Raw genomic sequence first — 19,864 nt, forward strand, 5'->3', positions numbered from 1 at the left:
TGGAACGCCTTCTAAAGCCATTCAGCTTGACTGTATTTTGAAAGGTTTTAGTCCCAAAGACGGGAACTAACATAGAAGCCTGAGCTATGAAAGAAATATTAAAACATTTAGTGGAACACGTTACTTTACCTGAAGATGCGTATCTTGGTCAGGATGAGGAAATTTTAGAAATTTTTGTAGAAGAACTTGAAGAAATTTTTGAACAGCTACAAACCTCTCTTGATCGATGGCAACTCGAAGAGTTTAAAGATACCGAATTGGTCAATATTCGCCGTTATTTTCATACGCTTAAGGGGTCTGGGCGTATGGTGGGGGCTAAACGTTCTGGTGAACTTGCTTGGACTGTTGAAGATACATTAAATCGTATTATTACGAAAAATCTGGAACTTACTTCCGAGATTCAACACTATGTAAGCGCAGTATTTAATATTTATAAATTCAAACTCTACTCAGAGTTTTTAAATCGAAAACCGCATCATTTAGATTTAGCACCTTTGGTGTATTTGGGGCAACAGCTACAACAGAAACAAAGCTTAGAACCTGCTTTAGATGAGTTATTGGCATTATCAAATACACTGGATAATGAAAATGTCATTACTGGTTTGGAGATTGGTGAAGATAATACAACAGCAGAAGTAACCTCAGTGACCACTCCGCATGTGGTTGATCTCGTTGCAGATGGCTCTACAGATACGACTGAAGAAGAAGTGGCAGTTGAATCGACTGTTGCAGATGATAGTTTAACCTCTGAAACCTTGGAAATCTTTGTTGAAGAGTCAGAGGAGCATCTGGCGGCAATTAAAGACTTTTTGCACTTAGAAGAACATACGCCTGATCAATATAATCGCTTGATTCGTGCCTTGCATACTTTGCGTGGCAGTTCTTCAATGGCGCATGTCAATGAGGTCTTTGAAGCAAGTGGTAAGGTCGAGCATTTATTTAAAGTATTGGTTCAAGAAGATACCGAGTCCTCAAAAAATGAAAATGCGCTACTGACTTACTATGCTGAATTTGTCAGTGATTATCTCTATGTTTTAAAGCTGAAAGGTAATCAAGCTGTTGAGCTACAAACCATTTATCAAAAATTTAATGATGCTTGGGAGCGCTACGATTTCCAACATCAATATCAACATTCACAAACGGGTTTAGTCACACAATTGGTTGATCTTGAGATCGATCTATTACTTGATGCCGAGTTTGAGTTTGATAAACGCGCCCAAGTTGAATATCCAGCATATTTCCAACAACTGGCTCAACAAGCGCAGATGTTGATAGATCATACCAATAATCGTGCTGCACAAGGCATTCATGATTTTAGTCTCGCTTTAAAAGATGGTTATGAACAAGTTATTCGCAAGCCTGACTTATTAAATACTGATTATGCTTTTGAAATGTTTTCTAAGGCTCATCAAGAATTTATTCATTTATTCGATACTTTGGCATCAGGACAAAGAGTCAGCCTAAATGAATCAACACAAGCGATTTTGGCTGAGTTACATGACTATTTACACCAAGAAATAGACACAGGTGTTGATGGTCAAAGTGTTGAAACAAGGACTGCGCTAGACACTGAACAGCAGCCAGATACAGTCTCAATTGCAGCGAACCCTGTTGAATCAGTAGGGAACTATGTACTGACGCAAATTAATCTGGATAAACAGAATATTGAATCAGAACATAGTCAACGTGAATTTGATGCTGATGTCCTCGACATTTTTATTGAAGAGGCTGACGAGTTGTTGGTTGGGATGGACCATGACTTAAATACTTGGTCAATTCATCCTGATGACACAACAGCACTAAACAATTTGATGCGTTATTTGCATACCTTAAAAGGTGGTGCAAATATGGTGCAAGCGACCCATATTGGTTTGATTGCGCATGAGTTAGAAACCATTTATGAACGCGTGATTAAAGGTCAACTCAAAGCAGAACCACACATTATTCAAGCAATTCGTTTAATTCAAGATGATGTGGCAGATCGCATTCAAATGATTCGTGAAAAAACAATTGATTATCCTGCAACTCATATTCTCAATGTTTTACACAATATCGATCAGCAAGATCCGATTGAAACTGTTCAAGCGCCAACAGTGGTTGAACCACAATTTAGCCATGATTCAGCAGATTTACATGAAGTCGCATATGTTGAAGACGATATCGTTTTAGCGATTGATCAAACTCCAGAATTGCTTGAAACTGAACCCTCGGATCAAGATCAACAACCTGCAATTGATGCTACTCAATTGTTTATAGATGCAAATCAAGATGCAGGTTTAGATCCTGTTGAAGTTGTTGCCCGAGAAACCTTTATCGAAGAAGCAAGAGAGCTGATTGATGATGGTTTAAGCATTTTATCTCAATGGTTTGATCAGCGTAGCAACCGTAGCTTCCTACTCCAATTACAACGTATTGCACACAGCTTAAAAGGCGGTGCAAAAATGGTGAAATTGGAAGAAGTTGCTGATATTGCATATGAATTAGAAAATGCATTTGAGCAATTTGGTTTACATAATTTTAACTCGAATGTTTATGATGGTTTACTGGAAAAAACCTTTCATTGGCTAGATGCAGCAATCTTTAAACATCACTACGATAACTTTGAAGGCTTAAAGTCGAGTTTACATGGCATTGAATATGTTGATGTTTCTGCACAGCTTCCAGAAAAATTATCTCGAACAAATTTAATCTTTGAGCAATCAATCAGTGAGTTTGTTCAGGGGGATGGTACTGAGCCACCGTCAATGCTGGGTGAATGGGATCTTTCACAAAAAACTGAATCCAACAATGAGATGATTCGTATCTCTGCGGATTTGGTTGAAAAAATGATTGACCTTTCTGGTGAAAACGCGATCAACCGTTCACGTATTGAGATGGATTTGGGGCAGTTAGGGAATACCTTGACTGATATGGAGTTGGCTATTCAACGTTTGGCTGATCAGCTACGCCGTATGGAAGGTGAGTTAGAAAGCCAAATTATTGCAAAACATGGTGATTTAAGCGCTCGCTATGCAGATTTTGACCCTTTAGAAATGGACCAATATTCATCTCTAAACCAGTTATCAAAATCGTTGGCTGAATCTGCATCTGACTTGGTTGATTTTAAGACCACGTTGGCTGAAAAGATTCGTGATACTGAAGGTTTATTGCTTCAGCAATCTCGTATTCAAGCTGAAATTCAGGAAAGCTTGATGCGTACTCGTCTGGTACCATTCTCAAGATTGTTGCCTCGATTACAGCGTTTGGTTCGTCAGACCTCTTCAACCGTGAATAAACCCACTGAGCTTTTAGTCAATAATACTGAAGGGGAGTTGGATCGTAATATTCTGGAAAAATTAGTTTCACCGTTAGAGCATATGTTGCGTAATGCGATTGACCACGGGATTGAAGATGCGGAACAGCGTCAGAAGTCGGGCAAAGCGTTGACAGGTCGAATTGATTTGAATATTAGTCGTCAAGGTACAGATGTGCTTGTATCGTTTAAAGATGATGGTAAAGGAATTGATCCAAAAGTTATTCGTGATAAAGCAATCGAAAAAGGCTTAATCAAAACTGATCAGCAGTTAGAGCCTGAGGAAATCCTACAGTTTATTTTCCATCCAGGTTTTAGTACAGCACAGCAAGTGACACAAATCTCTGGTCGTGGTGTTGGCTTGGATGTTGTGCAAAGTGAAATTAAATCACTTGGTGGACAAGTGAGTGTCAGTTCTGAGTTGGGGCATGGTTCAACCTTTACGATTACCGTACCTACAACAGTTGCGGTCAGCGATGCCTTGATGGTGAAAGTCGGTGATCAGCAATTTGCAGTCCCATTATCTCAAATTGATCGTATTGTTCGAATTTCACCAGCCGCTTTGGAAGAATATTTTGAAACTCAAAATGACTATTTTGATATCGATTTCCAAAGCTATAAGCTACGTTATTTAGGTGAGTTTACCTCGAATCAAGTCACTCCACGGTTACATGGACTTGCACATTCATTACCAGTGTTGTTGATCAAGGGAAGCTTGGGGCAATCCATTGCCATTCTGGTTGATCAGTTAATTGGTTCACGTTCACAAATTGTGGTTAAACCGATTGGTAAGCAGTTTGCTACCATCAATGCGATTGCGGGTGCAACCATTCTGGGTGATGGTCAGGTGTGTTTGATTTTGGATGGACAAAATATTGCACGACAAGTTCAAGCATCTACCCGAGGTGGCGCTGAACATCTTCAACATGATAAACAACGTCATCGTGATCAACGCCGTTTGATTATGATCGTGGATGACTCAGTTACCGTTCGTAAGGTCACTTCACGTTTGCTTGAACGCCAAGGTTTCGATGTGATTACTGCGAAAGATGGTGTGGATGCGATTGAGCAACTTGAAAATGTCAAACCAGACTTGATGTTGCTGGATATTGAAATGCCTCGAATGGATGGTTTTGAAGTCACCAACTTGGTTCGCCATCATGAAATTCACCGCGATTTGCCAATCATCATGATTACGTCACGAACAGGTGAAAAACATCGTGAACGGGCATTTAGCTTAGGTGTGACAAATTATATGGGTAAACCATTCCAAGAAGCTGATTTATTGGAAAATATTGAAGCTTTGTTGACGGTTAAATAGGAACGCTCATGACAAAGAATATCGAAAAGTCTGCAATTGATAAAATTAGCACACGGGAATTACAGCATTTAATTACGGTGTCTACTGGGTTTATTGATGCATATATTATTGATTGTTATGATAAAGCACCAATGTTATTACCCCAAAATGTGGTGCTTTCTGCTCAGAATAGTCCAACCTATGTCAATGTCGTGGAATGGCATGAAAAGAAGTTACCGACATTTAGTGTCAGTGATCCTAAAAAGACCCTGGGTGTCGCACTGATCATTGAAGGGGAAGATGCAGACGAGCGTTTTGCCTTGATGTGCAATGAAATGCCAAGCTCGATACGGCTCCGGATTTCAGAAGTGGTCGACGCAGAGGATAGCATCAAAGATAAGACGATTTTACAATATGTGAAAATTGGCGATAAGACTTATCATGTGCCGGATTTGGATCAAATCCAGTTACAGATTGGGATAAAGAAGGCTTGATCTGCAATGCTTTCAAAGCTTATCTGTAAAAAAGGACGCATTTGCGTCCTTTTTTACTTAGTGAGAATCGCTCAGCTTAAGCGAGTAATTCGACTAAGATTTGTTCGTAGATTTCAGCCAAAGGCTCTAATTCAGCAATATTCACATGCTCATTAATTTGATGAATCGTTGCATTCAAAACACCTAACTCAAGCACTTGAGCGCCTGTCGGTGCTATAAAACGACCATCAGAAGTCCCACCACTGGTTGAAAGTTCGGTCTCTGTCCCTGTCACATTTTTAATTGCAGTTCGTGCAGCATTGACCAATTCACCGACTGGGGTTAAGAATGGCAAACCTGATAACGTCCACTCAATATCATAATCAACATGATGGCGATCTAAAATCTCAAGAACACGTAATTTGAGTTGATCTGCAGTCACTTCAGTTGAGTAACGGAAGTTAAAGGTAACGGTCATCGTGCCGGGTACAACATTGGTTGCGCCTGTACCTGCTTGAATATTGGAAACTTGGAATGAAGTTGCGGGGAAGTATTCATTGCCATTGTCCCACACCGTATCACATAGTTCAGCTAAGGCTTTTGACGCGGTATGAATGGGGTTGATGGCTAAATGTGGGTAGGCAACATGGCCTTGTTTCCCTTTTACCGTTAACACTGCATTTAATGAACCACGACGGCCATTTTTTACGATATCGCCCAGCGTATCTGTACTTGAAGGCTCACCGACAAGGCACCATGTCATTTTTTCATTACGTGCTTCTAAGGTTTCGACAACTTTAACCGTACCATTGATAGAAGGGCCTTCTTCATCAGAGGTGATTAAAAAAGCAATAGAACCTTTATGGTTGGGATGATTCTTTACAAAACGTTCAGATGCAACCACCATTGCAGCCAATGCTGTTTTCATATCAGCACTGCCACGACCATAGAGTTTGCCATCACGAATTTCAGGTAGGAATGGATCAGACTCCCATGCATCTAGATGACCTGTAGGCACAACATCGGTATGACCTGCAAAACAGAAAACTGGAGATGCCGTTCCGCGTCTTGCCCAAAGATTATCAACATCTTCAAAACGCATATTTTCAATATTAAAGCCAATAGCAGACAGACGATCTGCCATGATAGTTTGGCAGGTATGGTCTATAGGTGTCACGGAAGGCTGACGAAGAAGTTGTAAACTCAGTTCTAAGGTATCCGAATGATTCATGGACATTGATCAAGTAAGTAAATTGAACAATATAATAGAGGAAGATAAAACCGAATGAAAACCTTAAAGCTTGAGAAAGGATAAAACTATTTAAATTGGCATTAAAAAAGCCTTATCTATTGAGATAAGGCTCATGTTGTAGAATGAAGTTGAGTCTTACAATTTATTTTCAACTTTTTCTGCAGAATTCGTAACAGCATCCCCCGCTTTAGATACATCCTTACCAACACCTTTAAATGTGTTGCAACCAGCTAAAACAAAAGCGAATAACATTGAAACTGCTAAAATTTTTTTCATTACTATCTCCGTGTTTCACGCGTTAATTAGAATTTTAGTATACGAGCATCGGGTCAATATATCGTTATGTTTTTATGAGTGGATTGGTTAAACCGTGTATAAGAAACGTGAATAATTAAGCATTTATGTCAAAGAAAAGCGCCAGAGGGGCTTGGCGGTACATATAAAATTGCAGGCTATGGGTATCATGGTATAAACCATTACACCAAAATTGGGCAGTAGCTGAACTTTGCTTTAGATCTGGACAAATCCATTCATGCCGTTGTAGGCGGTAAAAATCTTGTGCAATGTGATGTCCCCATTGCCCCAATCGACGTTGCGTATTGATCCATGAGGGGGATGCAACACCGTCTTTATTGTGAGGCAGATAAAGCTGTCCTTTCATCACAGCCAGTTTCTTTTCAATTTTAAGATCTAAAGCCTGGGTAAATTGAAATTGTTTTTCTGAGAAATGATTCAGTTTTCGTAAAAGGGTGTCGCTACGATTTAGACCATACCAATGCTTTAAGTGTAAGTTTGATTCGCCTAAATAGTACTTTAAAGCAACTTCCCAATGCTCAATCTGTTTTGTGGCATGATTACGAACAAGGAAATCAATTTCGCCTAATGTATTCTTTGCTTCAATGATTTGGATACTATGCTGAATCAGTTGATAGTGTTGATTGGCTTGATCTTGTAACCAGAACCAAAATAAATACTCAAAGCGTAAGCCTAAACGTGTGCTTTTAAGCCGTTGTACAAACTCAATGAGTGGGGTGGGGTCATGATCAAGTTGATCTAAGCGCGTTTGAAAATCTATATATTGTTGTTGCCAAAACGCCGTGGTGTGTACTTCAAAACGATTTTTAATTTCTAATTCATCAGGCAGATGTTGAATAATATTGGGACTGGCAATGCAAAAAGCCAATTGACGAACAATAGGATGTTTGTACTTTAACCAAGGTTCAAAGTAGTCTGTCATTGTATGCTGTCCTAAACTGAAGACTCACTCAGTTTATTTTTAAGAAAAGGTCTTTAGCGTGTTGAGATTCAAGCAAATAAGTGGATAAACATGCAAGCTCAATTTGACTGTATTGGAAATGATGAACACCGTGATTTTAAAATACAATGATTTCAATTGATTTAAAATATACTGGCAAAATCATTTGGGCGGTATACTAGTCGAATGGGCAGATTGAGTTAATCTATGAAAGTTTTGTTTTGGCGAACATTGGTGATTGTTTTTATTGTACTCGGGTTTATTGGGGCAATATTACCGGGAATGCCAACGACAGTTTTCCTCATCTTGGCCGCTTGGGCGGCATCAAAAGGTTGGCCACAGGTTGATGCTTGGTTACTCAATCATCCAAAATATGGTGCAACGCTTCGTGCTTGGCGTGAAAATGGGACTGTGCCACGTAAAGCAAAGTGGATCGCCAGTATTATGATGTTGATCAGTGGGGTGATCATGTTATTCACCAATGCGCCACTGGCTGTGAAAATTTTTACCGATGTGACCATGTTGATTGTGGCTATCTGGCTTTGGTTGCGCCCTGAACCAAAACCTATTGTAAAAAATCTGAATGAAATGGATAAATCCGAATAGTCTTTATTTGATATTCTTGATCATTCAGTACTGAATATTTTATTAAGTTTAGAGCAAATAGATAATAGGGTTAAAATATTGATTAAATGATCAACTCAATTTAATTAAAATACAGGTTTTAAAACCTTATAAATAGATAAATAATAAACAAAAAACACCAATTTAAACTAAAATGATCTATTTTTTAATCACTCAAACCTAAAATAGGTAAAACATCGAGAAAAGCGTTTGACACTCAGTAAAGATTCTCTATAATGCACCTCACAAACGATGAAGTCGTTAGGGCGCTTAGCTCAGTTGGTAGAGCGTCTGCCTTACAAGCAGAATGTCGGCGGTTCGATCCCGTCAGCGCCCACCAAGCTTTAACGTTGAATTTTTAGTGCAGCGGTAGTTCAGTTGGTTAGAATATCGGCCTGTCACGCCGAGGGTCGCGGGTTCGAGTCCCGTCCGCTGCGCCACTTAAATTCAATCATCGTATGTATAGCAATTCATTTGTTAAAGTGCAGCGGTAGTTCAGTTGGTTAGAATATCGGCCTGTCACGCCGAGGGTCGCGGGTTCGAGTCCCGTCCGCTGCGCCACTTTAGAATGATTTTGCAGTGACATGTAATACTGAATTAGAGTCTAAATAGTTTTTTATTTATTCTAGTTTAGGGCGCTTAGCTCAGTTGGTAGAGCGTCTGCCTTACAAGCAGAATGTCGGCGGTTCGATCCCGTCAGCGCCCACCATATACAATGCAGCGGTAGTTCAGTTGGTTAGAATATCGGCCTGTCACGCCGAGGGTCGCGGGTTCGAGTCCCGTCCGCTGCGCCATTTATCTTATTTCCTGAGATCAAGATATTTGGATGTATAAGAATTTGAAAGGGAATATTGTTTTCTTTTATGTTCTGATAAAGTAATATTGTGATGATCCTCACTCAGGGCGCTTAGCTCAGTTGGTAGAGCGTCTGCCTTACAAGCAGAATGTCGGCGGTTCGATCCCGTCAGCGCCCACCATATACAACGCAGCGGTAGTTCAGTTGGTTAGAATATCGGCCTGTCACGCCGAGGGTCGCGGGTTCGAGTCCCGTCCGCTGCGCCATTTATCTTATTTCCTGAGATCAAGATATTTGGAATTGTAAGAATTTGAAGTTTTTTGATTTTTAGAGATCAAACATTATAGACTTCATATCGCTTACTCCCCATCTTTAGGATAGAACTTAAGATTAAATCATCGATTTTCTTATAGGTTCAAACAGAGTAAACAACTTTGTTTATCCACACTCAGGGCGCTTAGCTCAGTTGGTAGAGCGTCTGCCTTACAAGCAGAATGTCGGCGGTTCGATCCCGTCAGCGCCCACCAAATTTTCCAATCTAGTTATTTGTTTAGAACTTCTGTATAATATATAAGCATAAGTATTTTAAAAATAAATTTTCTATGAGAAATCCATATCAACGTAAAGCTGCGTCTTCAACTCAAAAAAACTCAGTTCAAACCCTAGACCAATACAAACATTTTGTCGAAATGATTGTTTCGCAAACTAAGGTTTTTGTTCTGTATGATGATGGCTGGGCTTTGTGCGCATCACCGACAGGGCAACAGTCTTTAGCTGTTTGGCAAAGTAAAAATTTGGCACAACTTCTGATTAAAGATAACTGGAGCCGTTACGCAGTTCAAGAAGTTGAACTCATTGTTTTTATTGAACAGATGATTCCTTTTATCAAACAAAATAATACCGCAATTTCTATAAATTTAACCCCTGAAGGGCGGAATATTTTAGTTTCGACAAATAAATTTTTACTCGATATCAAAAATTATTTATATCAGATGTATACGACTCAACCTGAGTTATTTCAAAACAATAAACGCTTACCGTTACCACGGAAAATTCGCTTACATCAGTAACGCTGTATAAACAATCATATGGCGTTCTACGTCTTAATATTCACCGAGCACCCAACCGCTGATATAGGCAAAATACTCTCTTAACCATGCGTTATAGCGTGTCGTGAGTGGAGTTTCAGCACCTACAGTAATGAAGTTATGATAGCCTTGCTTTCTGGCGATTGCTGCGGCACGTAAGGTGTGAAAATCACTGGTCACAATCGCAATTTTAGAGTCTAAAGTTAAACCATGCGCTTTTAAAATCGCTTGGCTATTTTTTAGATTTAAGTCAGTACTGGTACTTTTATTTTCTTGTAGGACTCTACTGGCTTGGATTTGCATATGCTCTTGTAAATATTGCGACATAATTTCCGCTTCAGGTTTTTCTTCACCAAAATCTAAACCACCACTGACAATGATCAAAGCTTGTGATTGTTGTTTTGCAATTTCACCGGCTTGATCTAAACGTTTTGCGAGGGTCGGTGAGGCTTTTCCTTGAGTAATGCCACTGCCTAAAACAATAATTGCTTGTAGATTGTTTTCTGCTGTATTTTGTTGGGATTTTAAGTGGATATAACCAAAGAAGCCGATTAAGCTGACTGACCAAAGTGTAAATAGAATCCATCCTAAGCGCCAGATTTTCTTTAACTTTAAGTGTTGTGCTAAATACTGCTGAATGTGTTGGCTCCATAGCACTGTAGTGATAAAGGCTAAGCCAATCAGCAAAGGGAGTATTGTTCCTAAGTGGATTTTTTTATATAAAATTAAAATAAATCCATCGAGGAATAAGACAAATCCCAGCAAAAAAAAGACAATGCGGAAGAGTTTATTGTTATACATGGGTGAAAACAAATCATTAAAAATTAGTCTAATTCTAAACGAAATCTGTGTATTTATTATATATGAATCAAAAAAAACCGAGCAATCGAGCTCGGTTTTGGCGGGTAAATTTATTCAATAGACCCTAATAAACGTCACGACGATAACGACCATCTAAACGTAATTGTTCAACTGTGTCTTCTCCAAGGATATCAATTAAAGCGAGATCAACATCAGTTGCCATACCATTGATACTGCCACAGACATAGATCACCGCATCATTGGCTACCCATTTTTTCAGTTCTTCCGCTTGATCACGCAGTTTATGATGTACATAAATTTTTTCAGCTTGATCACGAGAGAAGGCTAAATCAATACGTTTGAGCATCGCTGTATTTTGCCAAGCTTGAATTGTATCTTTAAAGAAATAATCGTTTGCTTGTTGGCGTTCACCAAAAATCAACCAGTTTTCAGTATAGTCCATACGAACACGGGCATGAATCAAACTCATTAATCCCGCAATCCCGGTACCATTTCCGATGCAGATAATCGGACGGTTATCGGTAATTAAATGGAAAGATTCATTATTACGAATTCTTAACGCAATTTTATCACGCAATTGCACATGTTCTGTCAGCCAACCAGAACCGAGACCAAGCTCACCTTGAGGATTTTGTTGCTGACGAACCACCAAACGCAACACTTGCTGACTTGGAATACTGGCAATCGAATACTCACGAGTCGGTAGTGTAGGGAGTTGCTCAAGTAAATGTTCCATATTAGCAAAAGGTTCAACAGCAACAGTTAAATCGCGATTCCAAAGCGCTTCTTGAATACTTTGTTCGAGTGAATCCACTTTTGTTTCTGCATGAACTTGATATTTATCCAAGAACAATTGAATACGTTCTGGGCTATTTCCCGTTTGAATTTCAGCAATATCACCTGCTTGCCAAGCTGTATCATAACTGGCTTGTAATTCAAGATTAAATGCGGGTGCGCCTAAGCTGTTTGGATTGAGTAATTCTCGTTTTGTTAGACGCCATTGATCAAAAACTTTATCAATAGACATTGTTTGTAGATCGAGTTTTGTGGCTTTTGCTAAAGCATCATTCCAATGTTGGATATCTGCATTATTGCCATTGTTGACTTCAAGCGTAGCAAACAATTGTTGCGCACCAGAATGTTTTAACCATGCATCTATGCGATGCCCAAAGCTACAATAGGTCTCAGGATAGTCTTGTGAACCCAATGCTAAAACCGCATATTTTAAATGCGAAAGATCCAATGATGTAGCCATAAGCTTTTTCTCAAAGTGCGAGGCTAAGTCAGGTGCTTCACCTGTACCATAGGTACTTGCAATCAAGAGAATCTGTTTGGCTTGCTTGAGGTCATCTTCAGAGAGTTGTTGTACAGCTTTTACCGTTGTTGGCTGATGGGCTTCTTGTAGACTGGTTGAGGTGCGCCATGCCAATTGCTCAGACATTCCTGTTTGAGAGGCATAAGCAATTAACCAAGGTGTTGCATTTGGATCAATTTGAATTGCTGAACCCGCTTGTTTTGCAGCAAGCGTAAGTCGCTTTTGCTTACGACGTTTTAAATATAGCATCCATCCAGTAACAAAAAATAATGGCATTGCCAATGCCGCAAGCATTGCGATGAATTGAAAAACTGGGCCAAAGAAACTACCACGGTGTACAGGGAGCATACTTCCCATGATTTTTTCATTGAGTGGTTTGCTTTCGTATAAGTCTAATTTTTCAATTTGTGCAGTTTGATAGTTATAGGTTGCTTTATTTCGTGCACGCTCATGTTGTGGAATAGCATCAACAAAAGTGAGTTCAACTTTACCATCTGGCTTTTTAGGGATCGAAACAGTCAGTGTCGAATAGTCACGATTAATTTGAGCATTAAACCCATTCCATGTTTGAGTAAGTACATGTTGAATTTGTTCTGGTTTTAAGCCTTCTTTATTCTCATGCTTATTTTCACGGTCTGGTTGTTGATGATCTGTCGTTGGATTTTGCTTTTCGCCACGTTGTTGTGGTTGTTGTTGAGGATTGCCAGAAGCCCCTTGACGTCCTTGACCTTCTCCACCGCGTGCCGCTTGCATTTCAGGCTGAGGTCGTTCAACCCCCATTACTTTAAACATACCATTGCGCCACCAGTCATACGACCAATACAGCCCAGTACATGCTAAAAGTAAATAAAAGATCACCACCCATGTGCCGACTACAGCATGTAGATCCCAAAGGAAATTACGACCTTTGAGTTTAGGCTTAATGGCAAACCATTGTTTAAAAGAATGCTTTTTCGGCCAGCGTAAATAGAGGCCACTGAGTACAAAGAAAATTAACATCAAGGTACTGGCACCAGTAATTTGTTTACCGACTTCACCGACAGTTAAGTTACGATGCAGTTGCTGTATAAATTGAAAAAAATCTTTGCCTTTCACTTCTGGAAGAACTTCGGCCGTGTAAGGGTTTACCATCATGGTATAACCTCTACGAGCACCTTCTTTGACAATATTAATGTTTGAAGCTTCTTCAGCGGCTTTTGCGACAGTAATACTGTTGATCTTCATTTCAGGGTTTTGGGTTTGGAAATGTTGATAAATTTCAGCAGGCGTGAGTTTTGCCTGATTTTCAACTTTTACCGTGTAGCTGTCTGGGTTTAACCATCTTTGAATAGGTTGTTCATAAGAATAGATTGCACCAGTCACTCCCATAATTGAGAGAATTAAACCAGCTGTAATCCCTAGAAACCAGTGAATTTGAAAAAAAGTCTTTTTAAACATGGCAATGCAAAGGGCAGAATATTTTTGATAGCAAATTATAGCTGAATAAATCGGAGAGATAATGAATTTTGCAGATAATATTTATTCTCATTATCATTTTTATTAAAATAGCGAAGTACAAAAAAACCTCCAAAAATGGAGGCCTTTTAAAATTTTAAATTAAAGTGTCTTGGGTTCACCAACAACTTCTTTTAAATGTTTACGCAGTGTTTCAAAGGGGAAATTCTTGCTATCCATACGTTTAGGTAGAATATATGCGCCTTGTTGGCCTTTTACTTTAAAGTTTACCAGTAAGAATTCAGGGGTGTTGTACCATTCATAAATGTCTTTCCAAGCCACGGTTCCAACACCTTCTTGTACACCCATTTGTTGACGCATCACAATACCACTTGGCTGCACCCCTAATTTTACACCTTTGATTTCCTGAACTGGAAATTCATTCATCTTGCGTTTTACATACCATTCAAGACCGAACTTGCGAACCAAAAGATAGATGGCAACTGCAGCAAGAACCACCCAAAAAATAATGGTTGAATAGTTTTTAATTAAAGCGATGCCAAGTAATGAGAGTACCACTGCTACACCCATGATTGCCCAAGCTTTAATCCCAATTTTATTGGTACTACGCCAAATTGCAAGTTGAGCGCCGCGTTGTTCGGCTTCCGAAACTTCGTACGGAACAGGTTGTAAGGTATAAGCGTAAATATTCTTGGCAGTCATAGTGTCAGTAATGTATGTAAATCTAGTCAGAGTTTAGCACTAAATCTCAAGATTTAGTGCACCTATTGTACCAAATAACGATGCAATTTTGATGCAGATTTATAAAGAAGCCAATTCAGTAGATTGATCATCTCGTTCATGGCTTAAATTCTGTTTCAAGCTACTTAGTTGCTTTAAAATACTGAACATTAATGACAATTGTTGAAGAATAATGAGTGATTTAGAGTCTTCTGACTCGGATTGGCTTAAACGGGTACGAATGGCTTTCAACATATTGTGCGCGGTTAAATCAGGCATTTCATCCCGTAATAAAGCCCCAGAGATATCATCTAAAGCTTGATCCAATAAATTAAGCACCTGTTGGTCTTTCACTTGCTCACGATGTGCGCCGAGTGCTGCGATATAGCTAAGAAAGGTATGATTTAGACATAAGAACTCAAAAGCTAAGCTTTTTTGACTTGGGTCAAAATCTGGTTCAGTGGCAAGGGTTGAAATCAGTGAGGCAACATCTGCATCCCGATTATGTGCAGCACGGCGAACAATTCGATACTCTAAACTATTATTGCGTCCCTGATGATATTGAGCGACTACATTTGCCAAATAATTGCATTGAGCTTCCAGTGAGCGTTGAATGGTGCGGGGTAAACGACGGAACTTCCAGTCAGGGAAAATAAAGCTGACACCGAACCAGGCGAGGGCACAGCCAATCACTGTATCAATCATACGAGGTAGCGCTGCCTCATAGCCAAGCCCATCCAAGTTAAAATTGATCAGCGCCATGATGGTAATAAAGGCAGTGGCTTGGGCATATTGTTTACTGCGTAAATCAAAAAACAATACACCACTGAGTACGAGTAATAAGAGTTGTCCTTCAATAGAGGGCACAAAATACAAAATTGCATAGCCTAAAATAATGCCGCCTAATGTTCCAATAATCCGTAATCTTAAACGTCGTTTGGTCGCATTAAAGTTCGGTTGGCTGACAAACAGTGCGGTTAATAGAATCCAGTAACCATATTCAATATTGGTGAGTTGCACAAAAACATAGCCAATAAACAAAACAATCGAAACACGAATTGCATGTCTAAAAAGTACAGACTCGGGAGTTAAATTTTGTTTGATTCGAATGACAATATCATCCCAACCTTTGAGGTCATCATCTTTAAGTTGGTTTTCGAAATTTTTACTTTGATCGTATTTTATATGCCGTTCAGTTTCGAGATTTTGTAATTGGGCATCAATCGACTTTAAGTTTTGATAAAGTGCAAACAATGAGTTGATCCAAATTAAGTCATAATTTTCTTCTTTTTTGAGTTTATCCAGCGAGTATCTGAGGTTTTTAAAAGCATGCTCAAAACGGACATTATGCTGGTAGGTGGTGCGGTGTAAGATACTATCGCTTAGATCCTTACAGGCTTTGCCTTGCAGCGCTAAAATACGTTGAAAACGAAATAATACATCACTATGTTCAAACATTTTGGCCAGCTTTTGATAATCAATATGTGCTGAATCGGCCCGTTCATGAATATCTTGTGCAACAAAGTAATATTGTAAACTACGACGTGTATCACGTTGTCCTCGGTCACCCTTTAAACGCGTCAACAAGGCGGTACGCATATCATTAAAAATGCTGATGAGCTGCCCATTTTCCATAGACAAACTAATCATACTGTCTTGATAGCTGGTTGGTGTCATATCGACATCAAACAAATTGGATTTGGAAAATAGAAAATTACCTAATGATGAAAAACATTGAGACAGCTTGTCTTGAACTTGCCGTACTGGGAACAGTAAAAAACTGATGGTTGAAATAACCCCATACCAAATTGCACCAACCACCAATAGACTTGGCTGGATATACCATTGATCAAATAAATGCACCCCAAGCATGGAATACACAGAAACCACCAGACAGCCATAAGAAATGGTGGCATAGCGACGTCCCAAAGAACCCAATAAAATCCAACCGATACAAGAAACAATCAAACCTAAGGCAAACAGAATAGGGTAAGGAAAGAGCAGGCTCACTGAGGCAGCGGTGATAAAGAATCCGATATAGGTATAGATCAAATTCATGATACGTACAGAGAAGCGATCGTCTATATCACTGAGACCTGCTGCAACCACCCCTAAGGTGAGAGGAATGGTCATTAACTGCTGTCCCAACAGATAAGGTACAAATGCAGTCCCTGTAAAGGCAATGATCATTCTCAAGTTATACATGAAACTTGTGTTGTAGGTTGCTTTTCTGAGTTTTAACAGCCAAGTGTTCAAAGGAAATCCTTGTTAAATCAATAGGGTGTTATTTACTTGGGAAATGCGATTTGGCTTATATGACTTTTCACTTATCTTTGTGACAAATCATACAATGGACAGTGTAAACTTGTCTGCAACATTCCTTATCAAATTATAAACCATCTATGTCTGAAAAAAACGTTGGTCAGCAGTATTCAACGGGCTGGATTATGCTTTTGGCTTTATTTACTTCTTTGGGTCCATTATCCATTGATATGTATTTGCCAGCATTACCACAAATGGCGCAAGATTTTAATGTGACGACCCAGCAAGTCGCCAATACCTTGCCGGCGTATTTTTTTGGTCTTGCTGTTGGTCAATTGATTTATGGTCCAATCAGTGACCGTATTGGGCGTAAGAAACCGCTTTATTTTGGTATGACCTTGTTTGCTTTTGCCAGTTTGTTGTGTGTTTTAGCACCTGATCATTGGTCATTGATTGCCGCACGCGTTTTACAAGCTTTGGGGGGCTGTGTGGGTGTGGTGATGGCACGGGCTGCAATTCGAGACCGTTTAGATGTGCAAGGTTCAGCACAAGCTTTTTCCAGTATGATGATTGTGATGGGGATTGCCCCAATTCTTGCTCCAACCTTGGGTGCCGCCATTCTACAATTCTTTAGTTGGCAAGGTGTCTTTATTGCCTTGTTTGTGATTGGTCTGTTTTGCTTATTTTGTGTACATTTTTTATTTAAGGAAACACTCGCACCAGAACGTAGGCTGCGTCTCAACTTTAAACAAGTTTTTATTTTATATGCTGCTATTTTTAAAGATCGAAGCTTTCGCTTTCCAATGTTGGCAGGTTGCTTTACTGGTGCAGCACTATTTTGTTATATCAGTTCCGCGGCAGCAGTGTTGATGGATGGTTATCATTTAACTCAGCAACAGTTTGCTATTGCCTTTGGTTTTAATGCTTTTGGTATCATTTTACTGTCTTCTATCAATAAGCGTTTAGCCAACAAACTCTCGGTGATCCTGCGGTTAAAAATTGGTGGTTTGATTCAAGTCACAGGTGGGCTGATTATTGTCAGCTCAGGTTTCATGTCTGATGCACCATTGGCGATTGTCATGTTGGGCTTATTTTTCTCTGTTTCAGGGATTGGTTTTACTGGACCGAATGCGATGGCATTGGCGATGTCTGAACAAGGCTCAAGAGCAGGAACTGCAAGTGCAATTATGGGCAGTATGCAATTTGCGTGTGGTCTATTGGGTGGTGTGGTATTGAATTTTCTCATATGGAATCATTTATTAAATATGGGAATTTTGATGTTGGCTTTTACTCTGGCTGGATTTATGGCAATTTTAAAAGTGGCTCAACAGTTCAAGATGAAACAAATTTAAGCTTATATCGATACTGAACAAGAGATCGTCTTGTTTATTTACAAGACAAAAGTGAATTTTGTTTTATCGAATCAAAGACGATCTGTATTTTTTATTCAAGTATGAGGAAATTGACAGGTTCTAAGAGATTGTATTGTTAGAACAAGTACGCGATACACATACACGCGGTCAAAGCAGAAACGATAAAAACACAAACGCCAGAAAAACAAAAGCCGACGATTCGAGTGATGAGTAAATCGTCGGCCAAAATACTTCGTTATAAAGATTCAGGCTGCTAAGTTGAATCTTAAGAAGCATAAGTTTTTAGTTTCTCTGAGAGAAGGTCTCCAAATTTCTTTGCGGATGCCGTGCAATCAATTTGGTTGCTGCAGACCTTATACTTATATAACGACAACAGTTTCAAATTGGTTGACAAGAAAATGAAAAAAAGTTGAAAAAAAATTATAATATTGTTCTTTATGCAATCTAGGCTGTCGTCATGGTGTCTTTAAACAAATATTTTTTGTGGTTTTTGCTGCTTTGTTTAGTCTTGACCATGGTTGCAGGTGTGTTAGCAGCATTACTGCCCAATGAAATTGCGGGGGTATTAACAGCAATACCTTATCTGATCGCGATGATTATCGTGTTATATCGTTTTCTCAAACAACAACGCCGTGCGCCTACAGATCAAGAGCGTAAAAAATTGACCCTTGGTTATACTGCAATATTTTGGGGCTATAATTTACTTGGGGTATTTGCGGGTGTTTGGTTTTTTTCTCAAAATGATCCAGAAGTGTGGAAAACTTTTGTGATGTATCTGCAAAATACTCAATTTTTGCTCACTGCATTGATCATGTTGCTGATGTTGGCAATCCCTTTATATTTAATTACCTATTGGTTTTATGGAAAGCAAGCGCAGCGTATGGCAGTTAAAATGTTTGGTCAATGATCTATTTAAATTGTTGACTTTACTTTGAGAAATCAAAGTCATTGATGAAATCTGTATCAATACAAATAAGCAAAAAATAAATCTTATTTTTAAGCTAAGGATATGCTGTTAGTGTACGAACATATCCATAAATTCGCGTAATTCTTGAATGGCAATTTCAATGTCTGTGGTTAACCACGTTGGTTCAAAGATCCCTGCATAATGTTCTAAACGATCTTGAGAAACAACAAGTCGTATCGGGCAGTCTTCTTCAAGTAAACGCCATGGCACGATTGGAACTTCATTATCCAGAAATGGTACGACATTGCGAATATCAATAATCATTGCATTGACACATTCTGGGAACGGCATGACCGACAATTCATCTGTACGGCGACGGAAATACTCTAAATCGCCCCATTTTAGAATATAACTTGGCTTGTTAAATTCAATAATTCCAATGAGATGATCATCTCTTGAGGTATGTGTGAAGCATTGATGCGTGACATCAGTGTCCAAGTCCAACTCGACACTTTGTCGTTGATAAGCCATATCTACAATAGCCAAAAAATGGGGTACATATTATAGCTCATTTATCTATCAAGAACTGCTCGAATTAAAATTTACTTTTGCTTAAAATATTTTTACACACAGATCACAAATAGCCTGTTAGTATAAAAATACATCAATTCGATGGAGGTGGACGTCATGAAACACGATTTCAATAAACCATCTTATGTAACAAGTACTGAAGATATAACGCATAAGAATCGCTTACCCATTTATATGCTTATTCTTGTGGGGTTATTTCTTGTTTCCTTGCTTGTTTACATGATCGCCGACTGGGTTTAATCCCATATATCATCTATAAAGATTATATTGATAAGACAAACTCTAGCTGCAAAGCTGGAGTTTTTCATTTTTGCATGCTTTTGTTGTATTTATGCAGTT

14 protein-coding genes and 8 tRNA genes are annotated in these 19,864 nt (G+C 39.1%); 14 read left to right on the forward strand and 8 right to left on the reverse strand.

What is annotated here, in order from left to right; translation table 11 throughout:
- The first annotated feature begins 86 nt into the window (after positions 1-86).
- Together GJV03_RS04665 and GJV03_RS04670 are read left to right on the forward strand one after the other, a co-directional pair.
- Complete coding sequence (locus tag GJV03_RS04665; protein ID WP_154129578.1) at positions 87-4,613, forward strand: Hpt domain-containing protein; 4,527 nt, start codon at positions 87-89, stop codon at positions 4,611-4,613.
- Between the two features lie 8 nt (positions 4,614-4,621).
- Positions 4,622-5,086 carry a hypothetical protein gene (locus GJV03_RS04670; RefSeq protein ID WP_105714352.1) on the forward strand — a complete coding sequence of 155 codons (465 nt, stop codon included), beginning with the start codon at positions 4,622-4,624 and terminating at the stop codon, positions 5,084-5,086.
- Between the two features lie 76 nt (positions 5,087-5,162).
- On the opposite strand, the gene dapE is transcribed toward GJV03_RS04670, so the two are convergent.
- The 3 genes from dapE to GJV03_RS04685 all read right to left on the reverse strand — a co-directional run bounded on the left by dapE (position 5,163) and on the right by GJV03_RS04685 (position 7,554).
- Positions 5,163-6,296: a succinyl-diaminopimelate desuccinylase gene (gene dapE / locus GJV03_RS04675; protein WP_004723792.1), complete on the reverse strand. Its 1,134-nt coding sequence runs from the start codon at positions 6,294-6,296 to the stop codon at positions 5,163-5,165.
- Positions 6,297-6,452: 156 nt separating this feature from the next.
- On the reverse strand, positions 6,453-6,593 hold the full coding sequence (locus GJV03_RS04680) for an entericidin A/B family lipoprotein (RefSeq protein ID WP_004723791.1): 141 nt from the start codon (positions 6,591-6,593) through the stop codon (positions 6,453-6,455).
- 115 nt (positions 6,594-6,708) lie between these two features.
- Entirely contained in the window at positions 6,709-7,554 is an 846-nt protein-coding gene (locus GJV03_RS04685) for a DUF1853 family protein (RefSeq protein WP_154129579.1), read from the reverse strand.
- 225 nt (positions 7,555-7,779) lie between these two features.
- Here GJV03_RS04685 and GJV03_RS04690 point away from each other — a divergent pair, with 225 nt between their 5' ends.
- The 10 genes from GJV03_RS04690 to GJV03_RS04735 all read left to right on the forward strand — a co-directional run bounded on the left by GJV03_RS04690 (position 7,780) and on the right by GJV03_RS04735 (position 10,062).
- Positions 7,780-8,178: a YbaN family protein gene (locus GJV03_RS04690; protein WP_004723787.1), complete on the forward strand. Its 399-nt coding sequence runs from the start codon at positions 7,780-7,782 to the stop codon at positions 8,176-8,178.
- Positions 8,179-8,460: 282 nt separating this feature from the next.
- A tRNA-Val gene (locus GJV03_RS04695) sits at positions 8,461-8,536 on the forward strand.
- A 23-nt stretch (positions 8,537-8,559) separates the two neighbouring features.
- Positions 8,560-8,636 (forward strand) — tRNA-Asp (locus GJV03_RS04700).
- A 44-nt stretch (positions 8,637-8,680) separates the two neighbouring features.
- A tRNA-Asp gene (locus tag GJV03_RS04705) sits at positions 8,681-8,757 on the forward strand.
- A 72-nt stretch (positions 8,758-8,829) separates the two neighbouring features.
- A tRNA-Val gene (locus GJV03_RS04710) sits at positions 8,830-8,905 on the forward strand.
- Positions 8,906-8,913: 8 nt separating this feature from the next.
- Positions 8,914-8,990, forward strand: a tRNA-Asp gene (locus tag GJV03_RS04715).
- Positions 8,991-9,097: 107 nt separating this feature from the next.
- Positions 9,098-9,173, forward strand: a tRNA-Val gene (locus GJV03_RS04720).
- Between the two features lie 8 nt (positions 9,174-9,181).
- A tRNA-Asp gene (locus tag GJV03_RS04725) sits at positions 9,182-9,258 on the forward strand.
- Positions 9,259-9,443: 185 nt separating this feature from the next.
- Positions 9,444-9,519: transfer RNA gene (locus tag GJV03_RS04730), tRNA-Val, on the forward strand.
- Between the two features lie 75 nt (positions 9,520-9,594).
- On the forward strand, positions 9,595-10,062 hold the full coding sequence (locus tag GJV03_RS04735; protein WP_034613763.1) for a DUF2750 domain-containing protein: 468 nt from the start codon (positions 9,595-9,597) through the stop codon (positions 10,060-10,062).
- Positions 10,063-10,095: 33 nt separating this feature from the next.
- Here GJV03_RS04735 and GJV03_RS04740 read toward each other — a convergent pair whose 3' ends face one another.
- The 4 genes from GJV03_RS04740 to yccS form a co-directional block, all read right to left on the reverse strand.
- Positions 10,096-10,881 (reverse strand): YdcF family protein, encoded by a 786-nt coding sequence (locus GJV03_RS04740; RefSeq protein WP_154129580.1) that lies wholly within the window; start codon positions 10,879-10,881, stop codon positions 10,096-10,098.
- 124 nt (positions 10,882-11,005) lie between these two features.
- Positions 11,006-13,654 carry a PepSY domain-containing protein gene (locus GJV03_RS04745; RefSeq protein WP_154129581.1) on the reverse strand — a complete coding sequence of 883 codons (2,649 nt, stop codon included), beginning with the start codon at positions 13,652-13,654 and terminating at the stop codon, positions 11,006-11,008.
- 159 nt (positions 13,655-13,813) lie between these two features.
- A complete protein-coding gene (locus GJV03_RS04750) occupies positions 13,814-14,374 on the reverse strand; it encodes a YcxB family protein (protein ID WP_004723779.1) in 561 nt (186 codons plus the stop codon).
- Between the two features lie 99 nt (positions 14,375-14,473).
- A complete protein-coding gene (gene yccS, locus GJV03_RS04755) occupies positions 14,474-16,648 on the reverse strand; it encodes a YccS family putative transporter (RefSeq protein WP_081401077.1) in 2,175 nt (724 codons plus the stop codon).
- A 146-nt stretch (positions 16,649-16,794) separates the two neighbouring features.
- Between yccS and GJV03_RS04760 the strand changes: the two genes are divergently transcribed.
- Positions 16,795-18,006 (forward strand): multidrug effflux MFS transporter, encoded by a 1,212-nt coding sequence (locus tag GJV03_RS04760; protein ID WP_154129582.1) that lies wholly within the window; start codon positions 16,795-16,797, stop codon positions 18,004-18,006.
- Positions 18,007-18,484: 478 nt separating this feature from the next.
- The gene (locus GJV03_RS04765) at positions 18,485-18,934 is read left to right on the forward strand and encodes an ABZJ_00895 family protein (protein WP_004723773.1); all 450 of its coding nucleotides are present in this window, start codon (positions 18,485-18,487) and stop codon (positions 18,932-18,934) included.
- A gap of 108 nt (positions 18,935-19,042) precedes the next feature.
- Here GJV03_RS04765 and GJV03_RS04770 read toward each other — a convergent pair whose 3' ends face one another.
- Complete coding sequence (locus tag GJV03_RS04770) at positions 19,043-19,465, reverse strand: hypothetical protein (protein WP_154129583.1); 423 nt, start codon at positions 19,463-19,465, stop codon at positions 19,043-19,045.
- Positions 19,466-19,864 lie beyond the last annotated feature (399 nt).

This window comes from Acinetobacter sp. RIT698 (assembly GCF_009668065.1).
Taxonomy (GTDB): Bacteria; Pseudomonadota; Gammaproteobacteria; order Pseudomonadales; family Moraxellaceae; genus Acinetobacter; species Acinetobacter guillouiae.